The organism is Chitinophaga pinensis (assembly GCF_007896845.1).
GTDB lineage: Bacteria > Bacteroidota > Bacteroidia > Chitinophagales > Chitinophagaceae > Chitinophaga > Chitinophaga pinensis_C.
The window spans coordinates 57,535-75,090 of record NZ_VOHS01000026.1 but is presented as its reverse complement, the minus strand read 5'-3'; the positions used below and the strand labels follow the sequence as shown (position 1 = coordinate 75,090).

The following is a 17,556-nucleotide window of genomic DNA, read 5'->3' as shown; positions in this document are numbered from 1 at the left end:
ATTGAAGCAGAACTACACTAAATAAATAGCCGGCGGACTTTATTGTCTCGCCGGCTATTCTATTTAAAAAGTCTATGCAATCATTATTGGATCTATCTGATAACTGTTACACTCCCCGTTTGTTTCCGGGCCTGCTGTCTCCCATCCGTATAAGTGATCATCCACAGATAAGTACCCACCGGCACAGGCAGCCCCTTGAAATCACCTCTCCATCCGTCTGTCATATCTTTACCGCTATAGATCAATTGCCCCCAGCGATCGAATATCGACATCCTGAAATCACTGATCTTATCAAGATCTTCACACGAAACACATCATTAATACCATCACCATCAGGACTGAACGCATTAGGTGCATACACGGCACAGGAATGAGTAGCCACAGGCACTGTTTATTTCCGGCAATATTACAATCCTGCGCATCTCCGATACGGTAAGCGTAGTCAGCGCCGCCAAGATTCCGTATAACACTGTCTCCCTGCGTTAGCACGCCGGGAATGGTATAAGTATAAGGAGGTACCCCTCCACTGACCGTAAAAATAATTCAGCATCATTAGCACCGGCACAACTCATCCCCTGTACCCGACTCCCATCCAATAAAAGGTGGCGGCTCAGGAACATGGATATTTTCAAGTGTATCCCTGCAACCTTTCGCATCCTTGATAATAATGTTATAATCGCCCGCATACAGTTTATCAAATTCAGAAGAAAGCTTTATATCAGACTCTCCGCTGATGATATATTCATAAGGGGCTGCCCCTCCTGTTGTATTAAGTATGATCTTATTCAGCGCCTCCCCTGCACAACCTCTGGACACAACAGTAGCATTGCCATCAAACATCGCCTCAGGCAACACAATGGTGTCTCTCACAATAACACCGTTAGCAGCATGTGTATTCAGAATATAGGTGCCACCGGGTACCCATCCAATATATTACCTGTCGTTCCACCGGCTCCCAGTCATAGGTAAAAGGCGCATAACGACCGCTTGCTGCAGCGATAATCCGCCCATTGCTCATTCCCTGACAACCGGGTTCCATCTGATAAGTAACAGTAGGTACTTCTCGCAGCGTATCATCCAGATTATCAACGGCAAGGGCTATACCATACGCATTGTTGCAGGCAATCCGCACATCACCGCCAATGACGAGATAAGGATAATCACCACGAGGAGTAAATTCTGCGGTAAAACGCTTCCAATCAGTATTGAGAAACGCACCCGATTGCCACAGCAATTCCAGTGTGTCTGTCAATATAACACCACCGTAGATAGCCAGCGCACCATAACAGGTGGCAGAGTCATAACCACGGGCAAAACTCAGATCCATGGAAATCCGGTAAGTCGTACCCGCACGCATATTATTGTTGAGTTTCTGTGCAATAGCTTCCAGCCAGTTTCGCCCACCTCTGAAACCAACATAGGTCACACCATGGGAAGGTGGTCCGTAAACACCGTAATTCCGGGTTGTATATCAGGAGTAGAAGTCACCACCAGCCATTGCCCGGGTGCACGGTATTGCGCCGGTACCCCTTCAAGAGAAGAATTACGGATGCCGATATCCTGTGCTGACAACATTACAGACCACAGCATTGTCATCAAAAAAAGAAGCAGCATACAGGCAGATTGCCGGATGCTTTTTATATGGAGGTATACAGGGATATTGTTTATCAATTGCTTTTGCAGTCAGAATATATTATTTGAAGATACCGGTCTCCTCGAATGGTTCACACTACTGCAAAGCTAGTATTAATTGATAATTTTTCATAATAACTTATCTGTCGTCTGCTACAGCCGTTTCCGTAGGTTTTCCTTCAGGGATGCCTCCCACTCTTCCTTCAATATACTCAGTATAATACTGCTCCTTCTTGTACCGTCGACGTTCGGTGCTACACTCCGCAAAATACCTTCCACCGTGCAGCCAATACTTTTCATGGCAGCAATGCTTCTTTCATTCGTATGTGCAGCCCTGAACTCCACTCTTTCCATCCCCATTCTTTCAAAAGCATACTGCAACAACAAAAACTTACAGTGTTTATTTAAACCCGTACCCTGAAAATCCTTACCATACCAGGTATATCCCAGTTGTAAAGTACTGTTGCGCAACTGAATATCATAAAAACGGGTACTGCCTGCATATCGTTGTAACTGTTTGTCAAACACAATGAATGGATATTCCTTTCCTTCATTACGTGCCTCCGTAGCAGTACGGATATATTCACGCATACCACCCGGCCCTGCCGGAGGTACAGTGGAAAATTGCCAGATCTCCGGCTCCTGAATAGCAAAAGGAATAAGGTACTCATCATCAGCTAGTACGAGTGGACGCAGTATCACTCTTTCGTCTTCCAGAACGACATTGCCGGAAAAATTAAATGGTGTCATTTTACGTGGTTTTCAGATGCCTGTCCGCAAATATACTCATTCCCCCTACTCATACTTTTGGAATTCAGCAGGAAGCATGGTATAATTGTTTAAACCCGTAACCCTACTATGATACCCGAAGAACTACGAGAGCGGCTGCTATCCAGAAAGTCAGCCGACAGAAGAAGTGCCGCCAGACACATTGGCAAAGAACAGCTTACCAGTCTTTCAGCTCCCTTATTCACCGCTTACATCAAAGAAAGAAACGACAAACGTACCTGGGAAACACAGGTAGAAATGATCAAAGCCATTGGAAGTCTTGGTTACAAACCCGCCCTGTCAGAAGTCGAATTATTAGTGATGCAGAACGCACCTTATGACACGCTCACCATATTCGCAGCAAGAACATATGTACAATTAAAACGTAGTTCCCTGAATGACGGACAACCTGTACTCTCGCTCCTGCCGCACGCCCGTCTGTCTGTACTGACAGGACTGCTAATGGCACTCAGCACTGATCGTATGGCGCCTGAAAGAGAAGACTGTAAAGACATTATAAGAGCCTGCTGGGATGCGAATAAACACCCCGACAGAACAGGTCAGGAATATGGCCTCGCCGATCCGCGTACCTATCTCGCTAATGCCTGTGCAGGATGGGATAAACAACTGACGGCCGGCTTCCTGCATCATTGCATATTCACCGCTTTTGATATCAATCTGCTGGGAAATAAAGTGGAGAATAAAACACTGACTGATATCTGTAAAAAAGCGCTCAGTGGTAAGTATAGTAAACTGAATTAAAAAAGGCCACCTTTCACAAGGTGACCTTTTCGTTTTTATAGTGTGTTAAAACATTACGCTTTCGCTTGTCTGCTCTGCTTCCACAGCACAAAAATGCTGCCCAGAATCGTTAACCACAACAACAGGTTAGCCACATACACCAGTTTCTGACCGGTGTAATAAGAAGCCGGTTCAAATCTGAACTCAATGTTGTGATCACCCGCAGGCACCGCTATACCACGCAGAATATAATTCACATTTGTATAAGCAGTCTCTTTACCATCGATATAAGCTTTCCAGCCTTCCGGATAGTACACTTCACTCAACACAGCAAACTGGCTGCTCTTCGCACTGGTCGCATATTTAATCGCATCATTCTCATAGTTCACCAGTTTAATGCTGGCTGCTGAGTCAAACGCCGGCTGTTCTGCTCCCGCAATCTTGAACGCATTATCCATGATCGCGGTATCCTTTGCATTCAGGTGATCCAGTGCTTTGATCGCTTCAATCGGACCATTTACATAACTGATATGCTTAACAAACCATGCAGCGCCCAATGCATCCGGATTACGCTGTACCACCGGCATTGGCTGCTGCTGATCCTGAGAACGTGTAATCACGTAACGGGTATCCAACATATTGAGCAGCCCCATGTTCATGCCTGCACCCGGCTTAGCGAACTGGTTCTCAATGATATCCTGATACATACGCAGTTTCGCAGCATGATAACCACCTACGGAACGGTGATAGTAAGAAGTGATCGCATCATTGAACGGATCTCCGGTGGAAAGGTTCAGTACCCTGTAGTGAGGATCTTTATCCTGTAATATCTGCTGATCAGCAGCTGTCGGCGCAAAGTTACCAGCCTGATAACTGGATTGATCCTGATAATTATCCTTATTCAGGTATTTCTTTGCAACAAGCAGCAGGTCTGCCGTATTCAGTACAATGAACACACCCAGAATCACCACTGGCTGAATCTTATCTTTCAGATAGAGATAAAAAGCACCAATGATCACCGCCCATATCCAGAGCAGGTGGAAAATACCCGCACCAAACATCGCTTTTCTGTCGGCAATCATACCATCCAGCACACGACGGGCCAGATCAGCGCCTGCCTGTTGTGTCAACCCTTCAAGGATCTGTGTATCATAACTACCTTTATAATCGTTGAACAGATATACCAGACCTGCCAGTATGATAACGCCTCCACTGGCGTACAGGATCTTTTTAAAGTTTTGCTGCAGCAACGCTTTTGCATTATCCGCATATAACAGTTTGTCAACCGCCAGTACCGCCAGCAATGGCAGCAACAACTGCGGGATGATCAGCGCCATAGATGGCGCCCTGAACTTATTGAAAAGCGGCAGGTGATTAAACAATATCTGATTGAAGGAAGAGAAGTAGCTACCCCACGCAATAAAGAGTGTAAGTGCAATTGCTGCCAGTATCCACCAACGGGTGATATTACTCGTAGAGTTGGTGTTTTCACCAAGACCCAGTGCAACAAAACCAATCACTGCCAGCAAACAGATCAACGCACCACTGTAGGGAGGACCTGCAGTGAAGGGTGATACACCACCCCAATATCTTGGCAGACTGGTAGCCAGCTGACTGGCCTGTGCTTCCGGTACACCTTGTTTTGTCAACTCTGCAACAACTTTTGAATCTGCATCAAGGTGCTCAGCAGAACCACCACCAAATGCGTTAGGCATAGCAAGAACAAAAGTTTCTCCCACTCCCAGACTATATTGGAAAGCATAGCTTTCATCCAACCCTTGCGTTTTTGTCTGTGTCAGCTTACCATCTTCAGAAAGATCTACTGTTTTACCACCACGCATCGTGTATTTGGAATACTCATAGGTAGTCAGCAGACTCTGGGATGTATTACCCACACCTATCAGACCAGCCAGTAATGCGAGTGACAAAGCGATGATCATGTGTTTGAAATCCCTCTGCATGATCCAGGTAATGATATAACCTACGGTCATGATACCCAGCGTCAGCAACAGATAGAAAGTAACCTGCGGATGCCCCGATCCTATTTCAAGTGTGGCAAAGGCCGCGGCAACAGCCAGCCCCAACACATATCGTTTTCTGAAGATCAGTACCAGCCCCGCCAATAATCCCGGCATGTAAGCAATCGCCAGCATTTTTGTTTCGTGACCTACAGAGATAATGATCGGATCATAGGTCGCATACGCGAAACCTAAACTTCCCAATACCGCTGCCAGTACATTCACATTATAAGCCATACCAAGGATGTAAAAGCACAAACAGGCCAGAAAGAAATAGCTGGCAGGTTTCGGCAGATACAATTGCAGCAGGCTGCCAAAGTCAGGCAGGAATGTTTTGGTATCCATGGTTACCTGGTAGTTAGGCATACCACTGAACAGGTGCGTATTCCATAATGGGAAATGGCCATGGACCGCTTTGTAATTAAACGCGTCCTGCGCCATTCCTTTCCAATGCACGATGTCGGTTTGCTGTAACACCTTGCCTTCAAGAGCAGGACTACAATAAACCAATGCAACGATTAAAAAGACGGAAATCGCAATCACGTGAGGGATGATCTTCTTCCAGGAAAAACTGTTCATAGATCTTTGTTGTTTACAATACTGTTTGACAGACAAACGTAACCTTTTCTGAATCAGGATGATGGTCCACGCCTGCCGGCTTGTTTAAAACTATAGCTATTCTTCTACTATTATTTAAAATAATAATGGGAAGCAATTTAGGCTTAAATGTTAATCTTTCAAAGTGTTATAGTGGAGTTCCCCCTATTTGCCGTCGGTCAGCGCCTCCATAAAAGCAATCAGCGCTTTCTTTTCTTCATTGGTGAGATGCAGGGCCGCTGCGGATAAGGTCTGATTCGGCACGGAAAGCCCGATGCCATTCCCACCGCCTTTATCATAGAATTCAATGACCTGTTCCATTGTACGGAAAGCGCCATTGTGCATATAAGGAGCTGTCGGGGCCGTATTACGCACCGTCGGGGTTTTAAACGCACCTTTGTAAAAATCAATAGGGAAAAAGGCCAGCCTTCCGCTGTCATTGTCTGCCAGCGGATGCAGCAGATCATCATTCGCAGGGGTACCCAACACCTCAAACTCCGTCCTGTTATACAATGGTGGTATCAGTCCGTTAAACAAGGGTGCAAAATGACAGGTCGCGCATTGCCCCTTACCCATGAAGATATTGCCACCCCTTTTTTTTTCCTCTGTCATCGCCTGCCTGTTGCCGGCCATATACCTGTCAAAAGGTGCATCAAAAGGCGTCAGGGTACGAAGATAAGCAGCAAGGGAAGCCTGTACCTGTGGCAGGGTGATATGACCATATGCCGGCAAACCTTGCAATCTTTGTAAAAGAGTGTCATCACGGGCGTCCATTTCCTGCGGACTATGCAGCACTTTCAATACCTGATCCTCCAGACTTGCCGCACTCCCATCCCAGAATTGGGAATACTGATAACAGGCGTATAAAAGACCGGGGGTATGCCGGGGTAATGCTTCATTACTGTTGATAATCTTGTTGCGGGAAAGTCCGTCACTGAAATAACGGTCCGGCTGGTGACAGGTGGCGCAACTACGGGTATTATTGCCGGAAAGGGCTTTTTCGAAGAATAATCTCCTGCCCAATGCCGTATCGCCCGGACTATCTGAATGAGGAAATTTATCTTTGCTGATAGTGGAAGGACTAAACAGATCATGCTGACTGTTCAATATCAGACGCTGTAATGGCAACGCATAATTAACCAGAAAAGAAAGCCTGTCAAAACTATCGAAATCGGGATGTGTGTGCAGCATCTGAATGCCCTGCCGTAAATAATAAGTAATACTATCCTTCTTTTCAAAACCTGTATAAGGCATCAATACCGTATCAATTGCCTGCAGAGAAGATCGGGCTTCTGCAATCCCACTCTTTAGCAAAGGCGCATCATAACCAGTGATATAAAGGGCCATAATACGCACCAGTTCCTGCTGTACACTTTCCAATACCTGCCGTTCCGTTGCCGAAAACTGGTATAACAAGGAGAGCAGATCCTGCGCAGTCTGCACCAGCACTGTCGCCTGAGCTTCCAGCTCTTCTTTATGCTGATAAACAGCAGGATCATACAACAATGCCTCTATCTGTTGCAATCCTACCGGTTCTTCATACTCGATATAAGGCTCTTCTATCTCATATTTGGCAGGTGCATTAAACACGTAAGCCTCGCTTGTGAAGAAGTATTCAAGAAAAAAAGCAATCGCTTTATAACGTACCCTGCAGACCTGTAGAGATGCACGGGCAGCAGATACAGTCGTACTATCTCCTTCCTTTATTGCATCGATGCGATGTTTTAGTTCGACCGCACTGGCGACAAACAAAGGCTGTTGTCGTTTAAAATAGCCGATCGTACCCTCCGTAACAGCAGCATGGCGTTCCCCCTGAGATGTCAACATCACCGCCAATAGCAGTAATACACATACACACGGGAACGCCAGCTTCAATCGCATATAGATTATTTAGTTGTGATAATAGTAAATGTGTCTTTCAGACAGCCTTCTTTGTCCTGTACAGTATATGTCGTTGTACCTTCACGGGGTGCCACCACAATACTCTTCGCAGTCTGTCCCTTTTCACTCCATTGATAATTACCGGTAAACGAAGCGGTCAATGTCACTTTGCTCTTTGCTTTTACACGCAGCACCGTGTGCTTGTTCACTTCTTTCATTACGGTAAAATGATCACGGATCACTCCATCCGCGCAAATCCATTTCAGATCCAGCCGATTACCCTGAATCTCAAGCATACTCGCGCCGCCTTCAGTCGCATTGGCATACTGCATGGCATCATGTGGATATCCGGGTTGCGTTCCACCCAGTTTACCCGCCGAACCACTCAGCACATAAACCGTACCCTGACCACTGCTGTCTTTCACATAAGGACAGGAATTATCGCTGCCATCATACAGACCGGAAGACTGACTCAGGTTGTGCGTCGCTGCGCTATAAGTAGCCTCCATACCATAGTGACCTTTCATCAGACGGGTACGCTCATAATCATGGCTATGACCACAAAGTACGAGGTCTACACCATAGCGTTCCAGTATACGAATAAAGTTCTCACGGATATGCACCAGTTCATCTTCGTTATCCGAGTTATGCGAACCCATGGTATAAGGAGGATGATGCCAGTAAGCAATTACCCATTGTTTGTTTTTATTCGCTTCCAGATCACGTTTCACCCATTGTACCTGCGGACCGAGCGTATCATACAGACGATACTGTTCCGCTTCCTTTCCATAAGAGTCGAGCGACAGAAAATGTATATTACCAAGATCAAAAGAGTAAAAAGCTTGTGTATTAGAAGCTACACCGCCAGATTCTCCTTTGGTCGGCATTGTGAAATTCTGATAATATGCAGTCTGGTGTGTCTTCTGCGCCAGCTCCACCGCTCCGGGGAAATCATTATCATTATAATCGTGATTACCCGGCGTAGGGAACAACGGATATTTCTTCAGCAGATCGTCTTTATAAACGTTGAAGAATTTTGTCTGGAATTCAGCATCAGTACCGCTGTTGTAGGCATTATCGCCCAACAGGATCCATGCATCCATATAGTTATTGCCAAGATAATCAAGCACCGCTTTTTTCACATTACGCTGATTCACGGAATTGTTTCCGCAATCACCAAAAGCACCGATACGATACATATCTTCTTTGCCCGGCACAGGTAAGGTGTAAAAGTAGTTGGCGCTGTCGCCCTGTAATACGGTTTTAAAATCGGCTATTTTATAGAAATATCGGGTACGTGCCTGCAGGCCGTCGAGTCTTACAATATGCTCAGTTGTGAGCGTAGAATCATTCACTGTAACGTCCGCCTTATCAGGAGTAGCGCCATATTGCACCCTGCTACGGGTAGCAGTATTTGTACGCCAGCGTACAGTGATACTATGATCTGATGCTGCCTGTAAATAAGGCCCGCGAATCACTTTTACTTTTAAATCATCATCAGACTGTGCCTTCGTAATCAGACTAAAAGCCATTAAACTGCCAAGCAGCAGGCAGGATCGTATTGTATCCATCTCCATAATTTTCTGCGAGGTACTCAATTTAAAGTTCCCCGTTACTATGCAGTGTATGAAATTATTGTTAAATAAAAAGACCGCAGGTATGTAACAAGGTAATGTACATACTGCGATCTACCATATTGATGTAAAGAAATGCTAGAGTTTCATATTCAGCCCAAGCTTGTACTTCATTGTCAGCAGGGCTTCTGCGTTGCCTTTCGCATCATCCACGGGATGGTGGGTATGCTTTGTTTTACGCAGATGTTTGAAATTGGTGAACATATCTTTTTCCATCCCTTTATATACGCTGCCCAGATTCTGAGAGCTGAAACCAAAAGGATTTTCACCAAGAAAATGATGAAAGTACCAGCATACAAACATCCAGTCAAAACCATTATTGTCGCTGATAAAAATCGGGCGGTCATTACACACTTTGCCGATCCAGTCTTTGAAATCATTCATCACTTTTACAGGATCATCAAATGTCTGTGTTTCGGCTCTTGTGTGGCCGGAAACCGCCAGTGCTTCGGGAATAAATTTATCTGAAACGGGTTTAAGTCTGCCGTAGAATGTCTTATCTAATGTACTATCTACTTTCACTGCTCCGAATGAGATCATAGAATAATCACCGGGAATAGGGCCATCGCTTTCCACATCAACCATTATATAGGCCATGTCAGTTAGTTTTTAAGTAATAAAATTTAGTTTAAACAGGGATATCACCTGTGAGTTCCAGTCCTGTAAGGAGCCTGCGGATACTGTTGTCTTAGCCGGGGTAAGGTATTGAGGATCTTTAGGGTGCTTGCTGAGCTGAAATTTCGTTTATAAACGGGGACAAAGATATGAGAATAGTTTATAATAAAAAAACGAGACGAAAAATAAAGACCTGGCTGCCCGTCAGTAGCCATACTTTGCAAGAAATGACCGAAAACAAACTTACGCCACGCAAAAGACAACTAACGGAAAGCCCTCATCGTTGCTAAGATCAATCAATAATTACAACGCACAATTCTCATGATAATTCACCAGCTGTATAGGCTTACGATCAAATTCAAAACCGGCATATACCTGAGCGATTTCATCCAGCACATCCATAATCTCTGCAGATGCCTCCGGTGTAACCAGTCTGCTTCTGAACACCTTAAAATCAGGTAAACCTTTCAGATAGTTGAAATAATGCTTACGCATAGCGAAGATACCATGGCCTTCTCCACGCCATTGCACAGATTTCTCCAGCTGGCGTTTGCAAACAGCAATACGGTCTTCCAATGTCGGCGCAGGCAGCATCTCTCCTGTCTGCAGATAATGTCTTACTTCACGGAAGATCCAGGGATAACCGATAGCAGCCCGGCCGATCATAATACCATCGACACCGTAACGGTTTTTGTATTCCAGCGCTTTCTGCGGACTATCAATATCTCCGTTCCCGAAGATGGGAATATGTATACGCGGGTTGTTTTTTACTTTAGCGATCAGCTCCCAGTTCGCCTCCCCTTTGTACATCTGGGTACGAGTACGGCCATGGATAGCCAGCGCCTTAATACCGACGTCCTGAAGCCTTTCTGCGACCTCTTCGATATTTTTGGTGTCCTCATCCCAGCCAAGCCGGGTTTTAACCGTAACAGGCAGTTTTGTGGCCTTTACACAGGCTGCTGTCAGACGGACCATCAGATCAATATCTTTCAATACACCTGAACCGGCACCTTTGCTGACAATGCCCTTTATCGGACAACCAAAATTGATATCCAGCAGATCCGGCTGGGTCATATCAACAATACGGGCAGCCATCGACAGTTTACCCTCATCTCCACCGAAAATCTGTACACCAGCAGGACGTTCTTCGTCGAAAATCGCCAGTTTACGGCGGCATTTTTCCGTATCTTTCACCAGTCCTTCACTGGAAATAAATTCGGTATATAACAGGTCAGCCCCGTTTTCACGGCAGACTACCCTGAAAGGCGGATCACTCACGTCTTCCATAGGCGCCAGCAGCAGGGGAAAATCAGGCAGCACAATATTGTCAATCTTTACCAAAGTGGCTTTTTTTATTTGAAGATGCAAAGGTACGGCAATTAAGAATTAGGAGCTGGCAGAGAACCATCTTTCACAACCAACTCATTATCTGACAGTTATTACAAACAGACATGAATAACTGCTTTATTCAGGAATATATAATAGTCATCCTTCGTTGATCCTTCGTTCATGAACGAAGGATCAACGAAGGATGACTATTAGTGAATAAAGACCTTACAAAATCCAAACAACACTATTCCGGAACAGACAAGCATTACCATTGGGTAAGACAACCGGGCTCAGACAGCTATTCACAAAGAATATTAATCATCCCATTCTATTTAAAACTGAAAATCAACACTATACACTATGCATAAAAATAGCAATCCGGTTGTTACCGATAGGAGATACTCCCGGTATACTCCCGGTATAAAGCTGGTATATAGTATGGATACAGCTGGTGAAGGATAAAAAATAGCCCGGCGCTAACACCGGGCTATAATATAACATTGCAAAATTCAATCAATTCAGGAATACCTGATACTGTACCAGAAAGCTTCCCTTCCGGTCAATTTTATTAGCGCCCCCACTCACAGCATCGAACTGATACACCGGGCGACTCTGATAGGCAAAAGTCAGCTTGGAAGTATGCCCTTTCAGCAACCAGTTGACACCTCCATCCCAGAAAGCCATATTATCATTCAATCTTTCGTAATGCGCATATTGCAGCGAAGCATACGGCATCAAAGTGGTTTTGCCAATCAGTTCATTTTTGAATTTATAACCTACCTGTCCGTAAAGCAGGTTGCCGGTTCCGAAAGAAGGATAACCATTGCCACTGCCATTCAGGATCTCTGGCTTTGTAGTACCGGTCGCAGGATTCATAGTAGCCTGATTACGGAGATATCCTTTACCCCAATTAAAGTTGATATAGGAAACATATGCATTGATAGCACTGCCTGTAGCCGCATTGATCGGCGCATCATAGTAAGCATCTACAGCAAAATGTTGTAGATTGGATTCAATAGTATCGCCATTGTTACCGGCACGCCACATCGCGTCAGGCTGATACTGGAAACCAGCACCGATATTGAACACTTTTTTGGTACCCAGATAAGTACCGGTTGTATAAGCAGTCGTATTCGCTTCCTGATCGAGGAACTGCCACTGGAAATAACCATGTACCTGCATTTTCGCCGGTTTGGCTGAGAAAGAAGCATTGCTGGTCAATAAAGGAGAATAACCTGCAGCCTTCAGCGGAGACATCGGACTACTCATCACCAACCGATAATCCAGTTTACCCAGCTTACCTTTCGCATATATGCTCAGCTTACGAAGAAACTGATCCGTCACGTCATTGGTACTTTGTTCAAACAACGGAGCATCCACCCCCATGATCGTACCAACAGAAGGTGCGGAGAAACGCGTCAGACCATTCCATGCGGACAGACCAGCACCCAATGACAGGTGTTTTCTCACTACTTCATATTCCCCCATGATGTCGTGGATAAAAAAGCCGGCTTTTCTGTCAGAAGAATAGTTAAAGTTATTCATACCGAACTGAGAGTAGATAAACACGCGATCTGCTACCTGTCCGAAAGCCTGGATCCTGGCTCTTCTGATACCAATATCCGTAAAGTTGTTTTTCTCAAATCCGTTGATGGTGGAACCCGGGTTCAGATCGGTGTTCCTGAGCCAGACCTGGGATACAAGGGTGAACTTAAAGTAATTACTGCCATCTTCATTGAGCCAGATCTTACCGTCTTTAAATCCCTGAGAATAGGCACTCATGGTGCTTCCAATCATCAGCAGCGCACATGCTGCCAGTTTCGTAAGTTTTTGGATGTACATTTCCTTTGAGCTTGTTTATCTGATACGAGTGTATATAGAGTTCGTTTCTTCCGGTACCGGAAGAAACACATGCCCGCGGGTAGTCATATATAAAGGATGCCTGCTACAGCTGCATCAGGAACGAACACGAAGAATTTTGTTTTCGTTCCTGATGTTTAATTTTTAATACTTAATTACTTACACGATCGCTGCTCTCTTTGTCACAATATGTGTGATATCTTCCTGTATCATTTTTTCCAGTAACTCATAACCGCCATTCGCTTTCTCATGTGCATATTCTCTTTCAGAAAGCGTGACAGGACTCAGCCAGAACAGATTCACCTTATCACCATACATCTCCGGCAGCGCAATGCTTTCGCCGTTATACAATGCAGCCGACAACACAATACTTTCAAAAGGAGCCGGTAGTTTGCTGGATGCAATCGTATGCCCCTCGCCTAACCAACTGATATGTCTCCATGGAATGTCAGCCATGCTGGACAATCCCTCCGCCATCTTCATAATTTCTTCCTCGGTAAAATCGTCCTTGCTGACAGCCATCGCCAGTTCCATCCTTCTGTAAGCAGACGCATTGTCATTGTACAGGTAAGATACCCATGGCATAGGACGAATGCTTACTCCCATAGTGAGGAAATAAACGATGTTATCTTTTTCAAACTTACCCAGCGCCATCGGTGGCCATTGGTTATTATCAATCGCGAAATATTGCTTTATCTCTCCGAAATGTGATTCATAAGTAGAAATAAACTGCTGCTGGATCACCGGCCATTGCGGGTTTTCAGTATCATCCCATGATTCGCGGAAACTGATAGCTTCTGCTACACGCGCATGCTGTTCGTTCTTACCCAGCTCACCCAATGGGAATACAATGGCATTACCATCCGCTTCTATACAATCTGCCGCATATGCCGCAGGATCATCTGAATAAAGACTCCATCCGGGAATAACACCCAACGTTTTTCCATCATACAATACAGCGGCGCCATCATCCTCAGGCATCCACACGATGGATACCAATTCCGCTTTTAAAGGCTCTTTCCCTTCCGGGTGATTACTAAAGTGTGCTTCCAGCATCGGCGCATCTCCGTTAGCCATCGCTGCACTGTCACGTTTAGCAGGCCCCGGTTGAATATTGCGCAGCCAGCAGGCACGCATCCGGTATTTTTTGCTCTGCAATTCAGCAGGATACAGGTAAAAATAAGCTGTCCGTTCGTCCTGCTCTACTACCGCATACATAGTATAGCGGCTATTCGCTTGTTCTATCAATACTGTTGGTCCGTTGCTCATAATAATGCAAGATAGTCACTTATAAGTAAAACATCCCACCGCATATCATTTATTTAGTATACCTTTGCATCACTTTTATTCTCTTCCTCACCTGCTTTTGCAGTTAGCTTCAAAACAATGTGCAGGCTTGCGAGTAAGGCGGGTAATGTGTCAGCATCATGCACAATATGGACTTGTTCCGGCTGACAGCCTTACCACTATTGATCATAAAAAATTTAACATTTTGTCATTTGAACAGTTAGGGCTCATCGAGCCTCTGCTTAAGGCCCTGGAGAATGAGGGTTATACCGCTCCCACGCCTATTCAGCAGCAAGCCATTCCCCATGTACTTGATAAGAGGGATCTGCTGGGTTGCGCCCAGACCGGTACCGGTAAAACAGCTGCGTTTGCCATTCCCATGCTTCAATTAATGCATCAGGACCAACAGGCCCAGCAACGTAAAGGCCTCCGAAATATCAAAGCACTTATTCTTACACCTACCCGTGAACTGGCCATACAGATACAGGAAAGTTTTATCGCATACGGTAAATTCCTCGACCTGAAAAGCCTCGTGATCTTTGGCGGTGTATCACAACATCCGCAGACAGAAGCATTAAGAAGAGGGGTAGATATCCTGATCGCAACGCCCGGCCGTCTGCTGGACCTTATCAGTCAGAACTATATCACTCTGAGAGATATCAGATACTTTGTGCTGGATGAAGCAGACAGAATGCTCGACATGGGCTTCGTACACGACGTACAACGCGTGATCGTAAAACTGCCCGAACAGCGTCAGTCACTCTTCTTCTCCGCTACCATGCCACCGGAAATACAGACACTGGCGAAAGCTATTCTGCGTAATAATCCGGCTAAAGTGGAAGTAACACCGGTATCCTCTACTGCCGAAACGATCACACAATCCATCTACTTCGTCGGCAAAAATGATAAACGTAACCTCCTGCTGCATATACTAAAGGATAAATCCATCAAAACATTGCTGGTATTTACCCGGACCAAACATGGTGCAGACAGAGTGGTAAAAGACCTGCATAAAGCAGAAATTACCGCAGAGGCTATCCATGGTAACAAATCACAGAATGCCCGTCAGCGTGCACTGAATAATTTCAAATCACAGCAGACCCGCGTACTCGTAGCTACTGATATCGCCGCAAGAGGTATCGATATCGACGAACTGACACACGTAGTTAACTACGAACTGCCAAACGTACCCGAAACATACGTACACCGTATCGGTCGTACCGGCCGCGCAGGCGCTGATGGTATCGCCATCTCTTTCTGCGAACCGGAAGAAAAAGCCTTCCTGAAAGATATCCTGAAACTGATCTCCCGCGAGATCCCGGTAGTGACCGAACACCCATTCCATAATGGTGATAGTATGGCATTACCTGCTCCCAAACCCGCTCCGCAACAGAAACCAAAACAACAACATCCAAGAGATAAAAAAGGTGGTTTCTCAAAAAACAGACAGGGTGTAGTACAGTCAAGAGAAGCAAGACCAGGCGCTGGCTCCGGAAAGCCCAATGGTGGCAAACCAAATAACGGCAGACCACAAAGTGGCAAACCGAAAGATGGTAACGGAAACGGTGTAAGAAGAGAAAGACCGCAGGGAATGAAGAATTACTGATAAAACAGCAGAAACTAAAATTAGTTTCACTGAAGATAAATGACAAGGGGTACCTCACAATTGAGGTACCCCTTGTCATTTATGTTTTATGCTATATCTGACTTTCTTCATCTTCCTACCACCATTACCTGTTCAGCGTTAAATCCAATCTCCTTCACCTGCTGTAAAGCATATTTGTTATCAGCACTGACCATTATCTTTAAGTCCCTGATTAATTTTAACGGCTCGAATTGCTCATAAAGAACAGTACCCATCCCCTGAAGATTCGTTAAATCAAGAACAAGCGCCTGCTCTCCGGCAACCTTTTCTATCAACGCTGACAATTCTTCATAGCACGCAATAGTCAACATACCATAAATTCTAAGTCTCCGCGGCGTTTCATCAAAAATTTTAGCCGGAAATCTGCCAAAAACACCTCCGAGTAATTCGATGTAATTTGCCAGCTCCTGATCCCTGATCAGTTTTTGTACCTGAACGACGAATGCTTCTGCGAAGCGCCATTCCGGATGACCCTCCTCGGGGCAGCAATAATCATGGACTTTCTGAACGCTATTTTCCATAATAGAACATGTTAGTCCTATACCATCTAATATAATTCTGTCATCTTTTCTTGCTGCTGTTACCACCGTTCTGCAAAGTTCAATCAGCTCATGCACAGATTGGGTATCAGCAGTTCTCACTGTCCAGCTCCGCTTATCGTTTCCGGCAGAATCTTCAAGGGTCACCGTGAACAACCAGCTACCATTGTCCCAACAAAATTCCATTTTGCATGGATCCACAAATAAAGAGAAGAACTCAAGGCAAACATGTAGATCATTCGGTATCATGGGATATTTTCAGCTATTTTTATTGTTGCCAAATGTATAGCACTAAGCCATATTTTCAAAAACCACCGTCTTCGTTTTCGACATTATTTGTTTTTTTGTCGAAAACACCATTACCTTTGTAGCACATTACTCATCATCTCATGGCAGCGAATAGCGCACAGAAAGACGATATTATTCAACAACAGATCCTGCAGGCCGCCCAGCAGCTATTTCAAAAACATGGTTATCAGAAGGTAAGCATGGACGATGTAGCCAAAGCGATCGGCAAAGGAAGAAGTTCGCTATACTACTATTACAAGAATAAAGATGAGGTGTTCGATGCTGTTATCACGACCGAGATCAACGAGATCTTTACAGAGATCAACCGCATGGTAAGACAGGCAACAACTGTCGAACAACAATTACGCGCTTTTGGTATTACCAAAACGAAAATATCCCGCAAACGCAAAGCCTTCTTCGACGCTCTGGAAACCGGTATGAATGCCGATGAAATATCCCGGTACGTACAAAAGAAACAGGTCATTCAAAAGAAGATCAGGAAGGAAGAAGCAATCTTACTACATCACATCCTGAATCAGGGTATTCAAAATGGTGAAATCGCCGCTCTGGACCCTAAAACACAGGAAACCATCATTTATGTATTTATGAGCAGTCTCCGCGGACTGAAACGCGAGATGTATCTGGAAAACAGCTACGCCCGTATGGAACCCGCTATTGATATGCTCGTACGCATGACCATGCTGACAATTAAAGACTGATAT

16 protein-coding genes are annotated in these 17,556 nt (G+C 45.1%); 3 read left to right on the top strand and 13 right to left on the bottom strand.

The window, feature by feature from the left end; all coding sequences use genetic code 11:
* Positions 1–92: 92 nt before the first annotated feature.
* The 5 genes from FEF09_RS21075 to FEF09_RS21055 all read right to left on the bottom strand — a co-directional run bounded on the left by FEF09_RS21075 (position 93) and on the right by FEF09_RS21055 (position 2,382).
* A complete protein-coding gene (locus FEF09_RS21075) occupies positions 93–287 on the bottom strand; it encodes a gliding motility-associated C-terminal domain-containing protein (RefSeq protein WP_261387644.1) in 195 nt (64 codons plus the stop codon).
* 265 nt (positions 288–552) lie between these two features.
* Positions 553–870, bottom strand: a complete 318-nt coding sequence (locus FEF09_RS21070) for a hypothetical protein (RefSeq protein WP_146306939.1) — start codon at positions 868–870, stop codon at positions 553–555.
* Positions 871–880: 10 nt separating this feature from the next.
* The gene (locus FEF09_RS21065) at positions 881–1,426 is read right to left on the bottom strand and encodes a hypothetical protein (protein WP_146306938.1); all 546 of its coding nucleotides are present in this window, start codon (positions 1,424–1,426) and stop codon (positions 881–883) included.
* Complete coding sequence (locus tag FEF09_RS21060; protein WP_222597057.1) at positions 1,423–1,590, bottom strand: hypothetical protein; 168 nt, start codon at positions 1,588–1,590, stop codon at positions 1,423–1,425. Before FEF09_RS21060 ends, FEF09_RS21065 begins: the two co-directional genes overlap by 4 nt.
* Positions 1,591–1,785: 195 nt before the next feature.
* A complete protein-coding gene (locus FEF09_RS21055; RefSeq protein ID WP_146306936.1) occupies positions 1,786–2,382 on the bottom strand; it encodes a GNAT family N-acetyltransferase in 597 nt (198 codons plus the stop codon).
* 108 nt (positions 2,383–2,490) lie between these two features.
* Here FEF09_RS21055 and FEF09_RS21050 point away from each other — a divergent pair, with 108 nt between their 5' ends.
* Positions 2,491–3,162, top strand: a complete 672-nt coding sequence (locus FEF09_RS21050) for a hypothetical protein (RefSeq protein WP_146306935.1) — start codon at positions 2,491–2,493, stop codon at positions 3,160–3,162.
* A gap of 53 nt (positions 3,163–3,215) precedes the next feature.
* Here the strand turns inward: FEF09_RS21050 and FEF09_RS21045 are convergent, their stop codons facing one another.
* From FEF09_RS21045 to FEF09_RS21015, 7 genes are all read right to left on the bottom strand, one after another.
* Entirely contained in the window at positions 3,216–5,738 is a 2,523-nt protein-coding gene (locus tag FEF09_RS21045; RefSeq protein ID WP_146306934.1) for a YfhO family protein, read from the bottom strand.
* Between the two features lie 183 nt (positions 5,739–5,921).
* Positions 5,922–7,637, bottom strand: a complete 1,716-nt coding sequence (locus FEF09_RS21040; RefSeq protein ID WP_222597056.1) for a cytochrome-c peroxidase — start codon at positions 7,635–7,637, stop codon at positions 5,922–5,924.
* A 5-nt stretch (positions 7,638–7,642) separates the two neighbouring features.
* Positions 7,643–9,208, bottom strand: a complete 1,566-nt coding sequence (locus FEF09_RS21035; protein WP_146306933.1) for a purple acid phosphatase family protein — start codon at positions 9,206–9,208, stop codon at positions 7,643–7,645.
* A 141-nt stretch (positions 9,209–9,349) separates the two neighbouring features.
* Positions 9,350–9,868: a 3'-5' exoribonuclease domain-containing protein gene (locus tag FEF09_RS21030; RefSeq protein WP_146306932.1), complete on the bottom strand. Its 519-nt coding sequence runs from the start codon at positions 9,866–9,868 to the stop codon at positions 9,350–9,352.
* Between the two features lie 321 nt (positions 9,869–10,189).
* Positions 10,190–11,227 carry a tRNA dihydrouridine synthase DusB gene (dusB, locus tag FEF09_RS21025; RefSeq protein ID WP_146306931.1) on the bottom strand — a complete coding sequence of 346 codons (1,038 nt, stop codon included), beginning with the start codon at positions 11,225–11,227 and terminating at the stop codon, positions 10,190–10,192.
* Between the two features lie 501 nt (positions 11,228–11,728).
* Positions 11,729–13,057, bottom strand: coding sequence for a hypothetical protein (locus FEF09_RS21020; protein WP_146306930.1), 1,329 nt, complete (start codon positions 13,055–13,057; stop codon positions 11,729–11,731).
* A gap of 177 nt (positions 13,058–13,234) precedes the next feature.
* Positions 13,235–14,344, bottom strand: a complete 1,110-nt coding sequence (locus FEF09_RS21015; RefSeq protein ID WP_146306929.1) for a suppressor of fused domain protein — start codon at positions 14,342–14,344, stop codon at positions 13,235–13,237.
* A gap of 223 nt (positions 14,345–14,567) precedes the next feature.
* On the opposite strand from FEF09_RS21015, the gene FEF09_RS21010 reads away from it, so the two are divergent.
* A complete protein-coding gene (locus FEF09_RS21010) occupies positions 14,568–15,968 on the top strand; it encodes a DEAD/DEAH box helicase (protein WP_146306928.1) in 1,401 nt (466 codons plus the stop codon).
* A gap of 107 nt (positions 15,969–16,075) precedes the next feature.
* Here FEF09_RS21010 and FEF09_RS21005 read toward each other — a convergent pair whose 3' ends face one another.
* Positions 16,076–16,795, bottom strand: coding sequence for a hypothetical protein (locus FEF09_RS21005; protein ID WP_146306927.1), 720 nt, complete (start codon positions 16,793–16,795; stop codon positions 16,076–16,078).
* Between the two features lie 140 nt (positions 16,796–16,935).
* Here FEF09_RS21005 and FEF09_RS21000 point away from each other — a divergent pair, with 140 nt between their 5' ends.
* Complete coding sequence (locus tag FEF09_RS21000; RefSeq protein WP_146306926.1) at positions 16,936–17,553, top strand: TetR/AcrR family transcriptional regulator; 618 nt, start codon at positions 16,936–16,938, stop codon at positions 17,551–17,553.
* Positions 17,554–17,556: the final 3 nt, after the last annotated feature.

Coding starts and splice junctions, on each gene's coding strand:
- FEF09_RS21020 (WP_146306930.1), bottom strand. CDS start 13,057: ATGTACATCCAAAAACTTACGAAACTGGCAGCATGTGCGCTGCTGATG.
- FEF09_RS21035 (WP_146306933.1), bottom strand. CDS start 9,208: ATGGATACAATACGATCCTGCCTGCTGCTTGGCAGTTTAATGGCTTTT.
- FEF09_RS21000 (WP_146306926.1), top strand. CDS start 16,936: ATGGCAGCGAATAGCGCACAGAAAGACGATATTATTCAACAACAGATC.
- FEF09_RS21005 (WP_146306927.1), bottom strand. CDS start 16,795: ATGATACCGAATGATCTACATGTTTGCCTTGAGTTCTTCTCTTTATTT.
- FEF09_RS21060 (WP_222597057.1), bottom strand. CDS start 1,590: ATGCTGTGGTCTGTAATGTTGTCAGCACAGGATATCGGCATCCGTAAT.
- FEF09_RS21040 (WP_222597056.1), bottom strand. CDS start 7,637: ATGCGATTGAAGCTGGCGTTCCCGTGTGTATGTGTATTACTGCTATTG.
- FEF09_RS21030 (WP_146306932.1), bottom strand. CDS start 9,868: ATGGCCTATATAATGGTTGATGTGGAAAGCGATGGCCCTATTCCCGGT.
- FEF09_RS21015 (WP_146306929.1), bottom strand. CDS start 14,344: ATGAGCAACGGACCAACAGTATTGATAGAACAAGCGAATAGCCGCTAT.
- FEF09_RS21045 (WP_146306934.1), bottom strand. CDS start 5,738: ATGAACAGTTTTTCCTGGAAGAAGATCATCCCTCACGTGATTGCGATT.
- FEF09_RS21055 (WP_146306936.1), bottom strand. CDS start 2,382: ATGACACCATTTAATTTTTCCGGCAATGTCGTTCTGGAAGACGAAAGA.
- FEF09_RS21050 (WP_146306935.1), top strand. CDS start 2,491: ATGATACCCGAAGAACTACGAGAGCGGCTGCTATCCAGAAAGTCAGCC.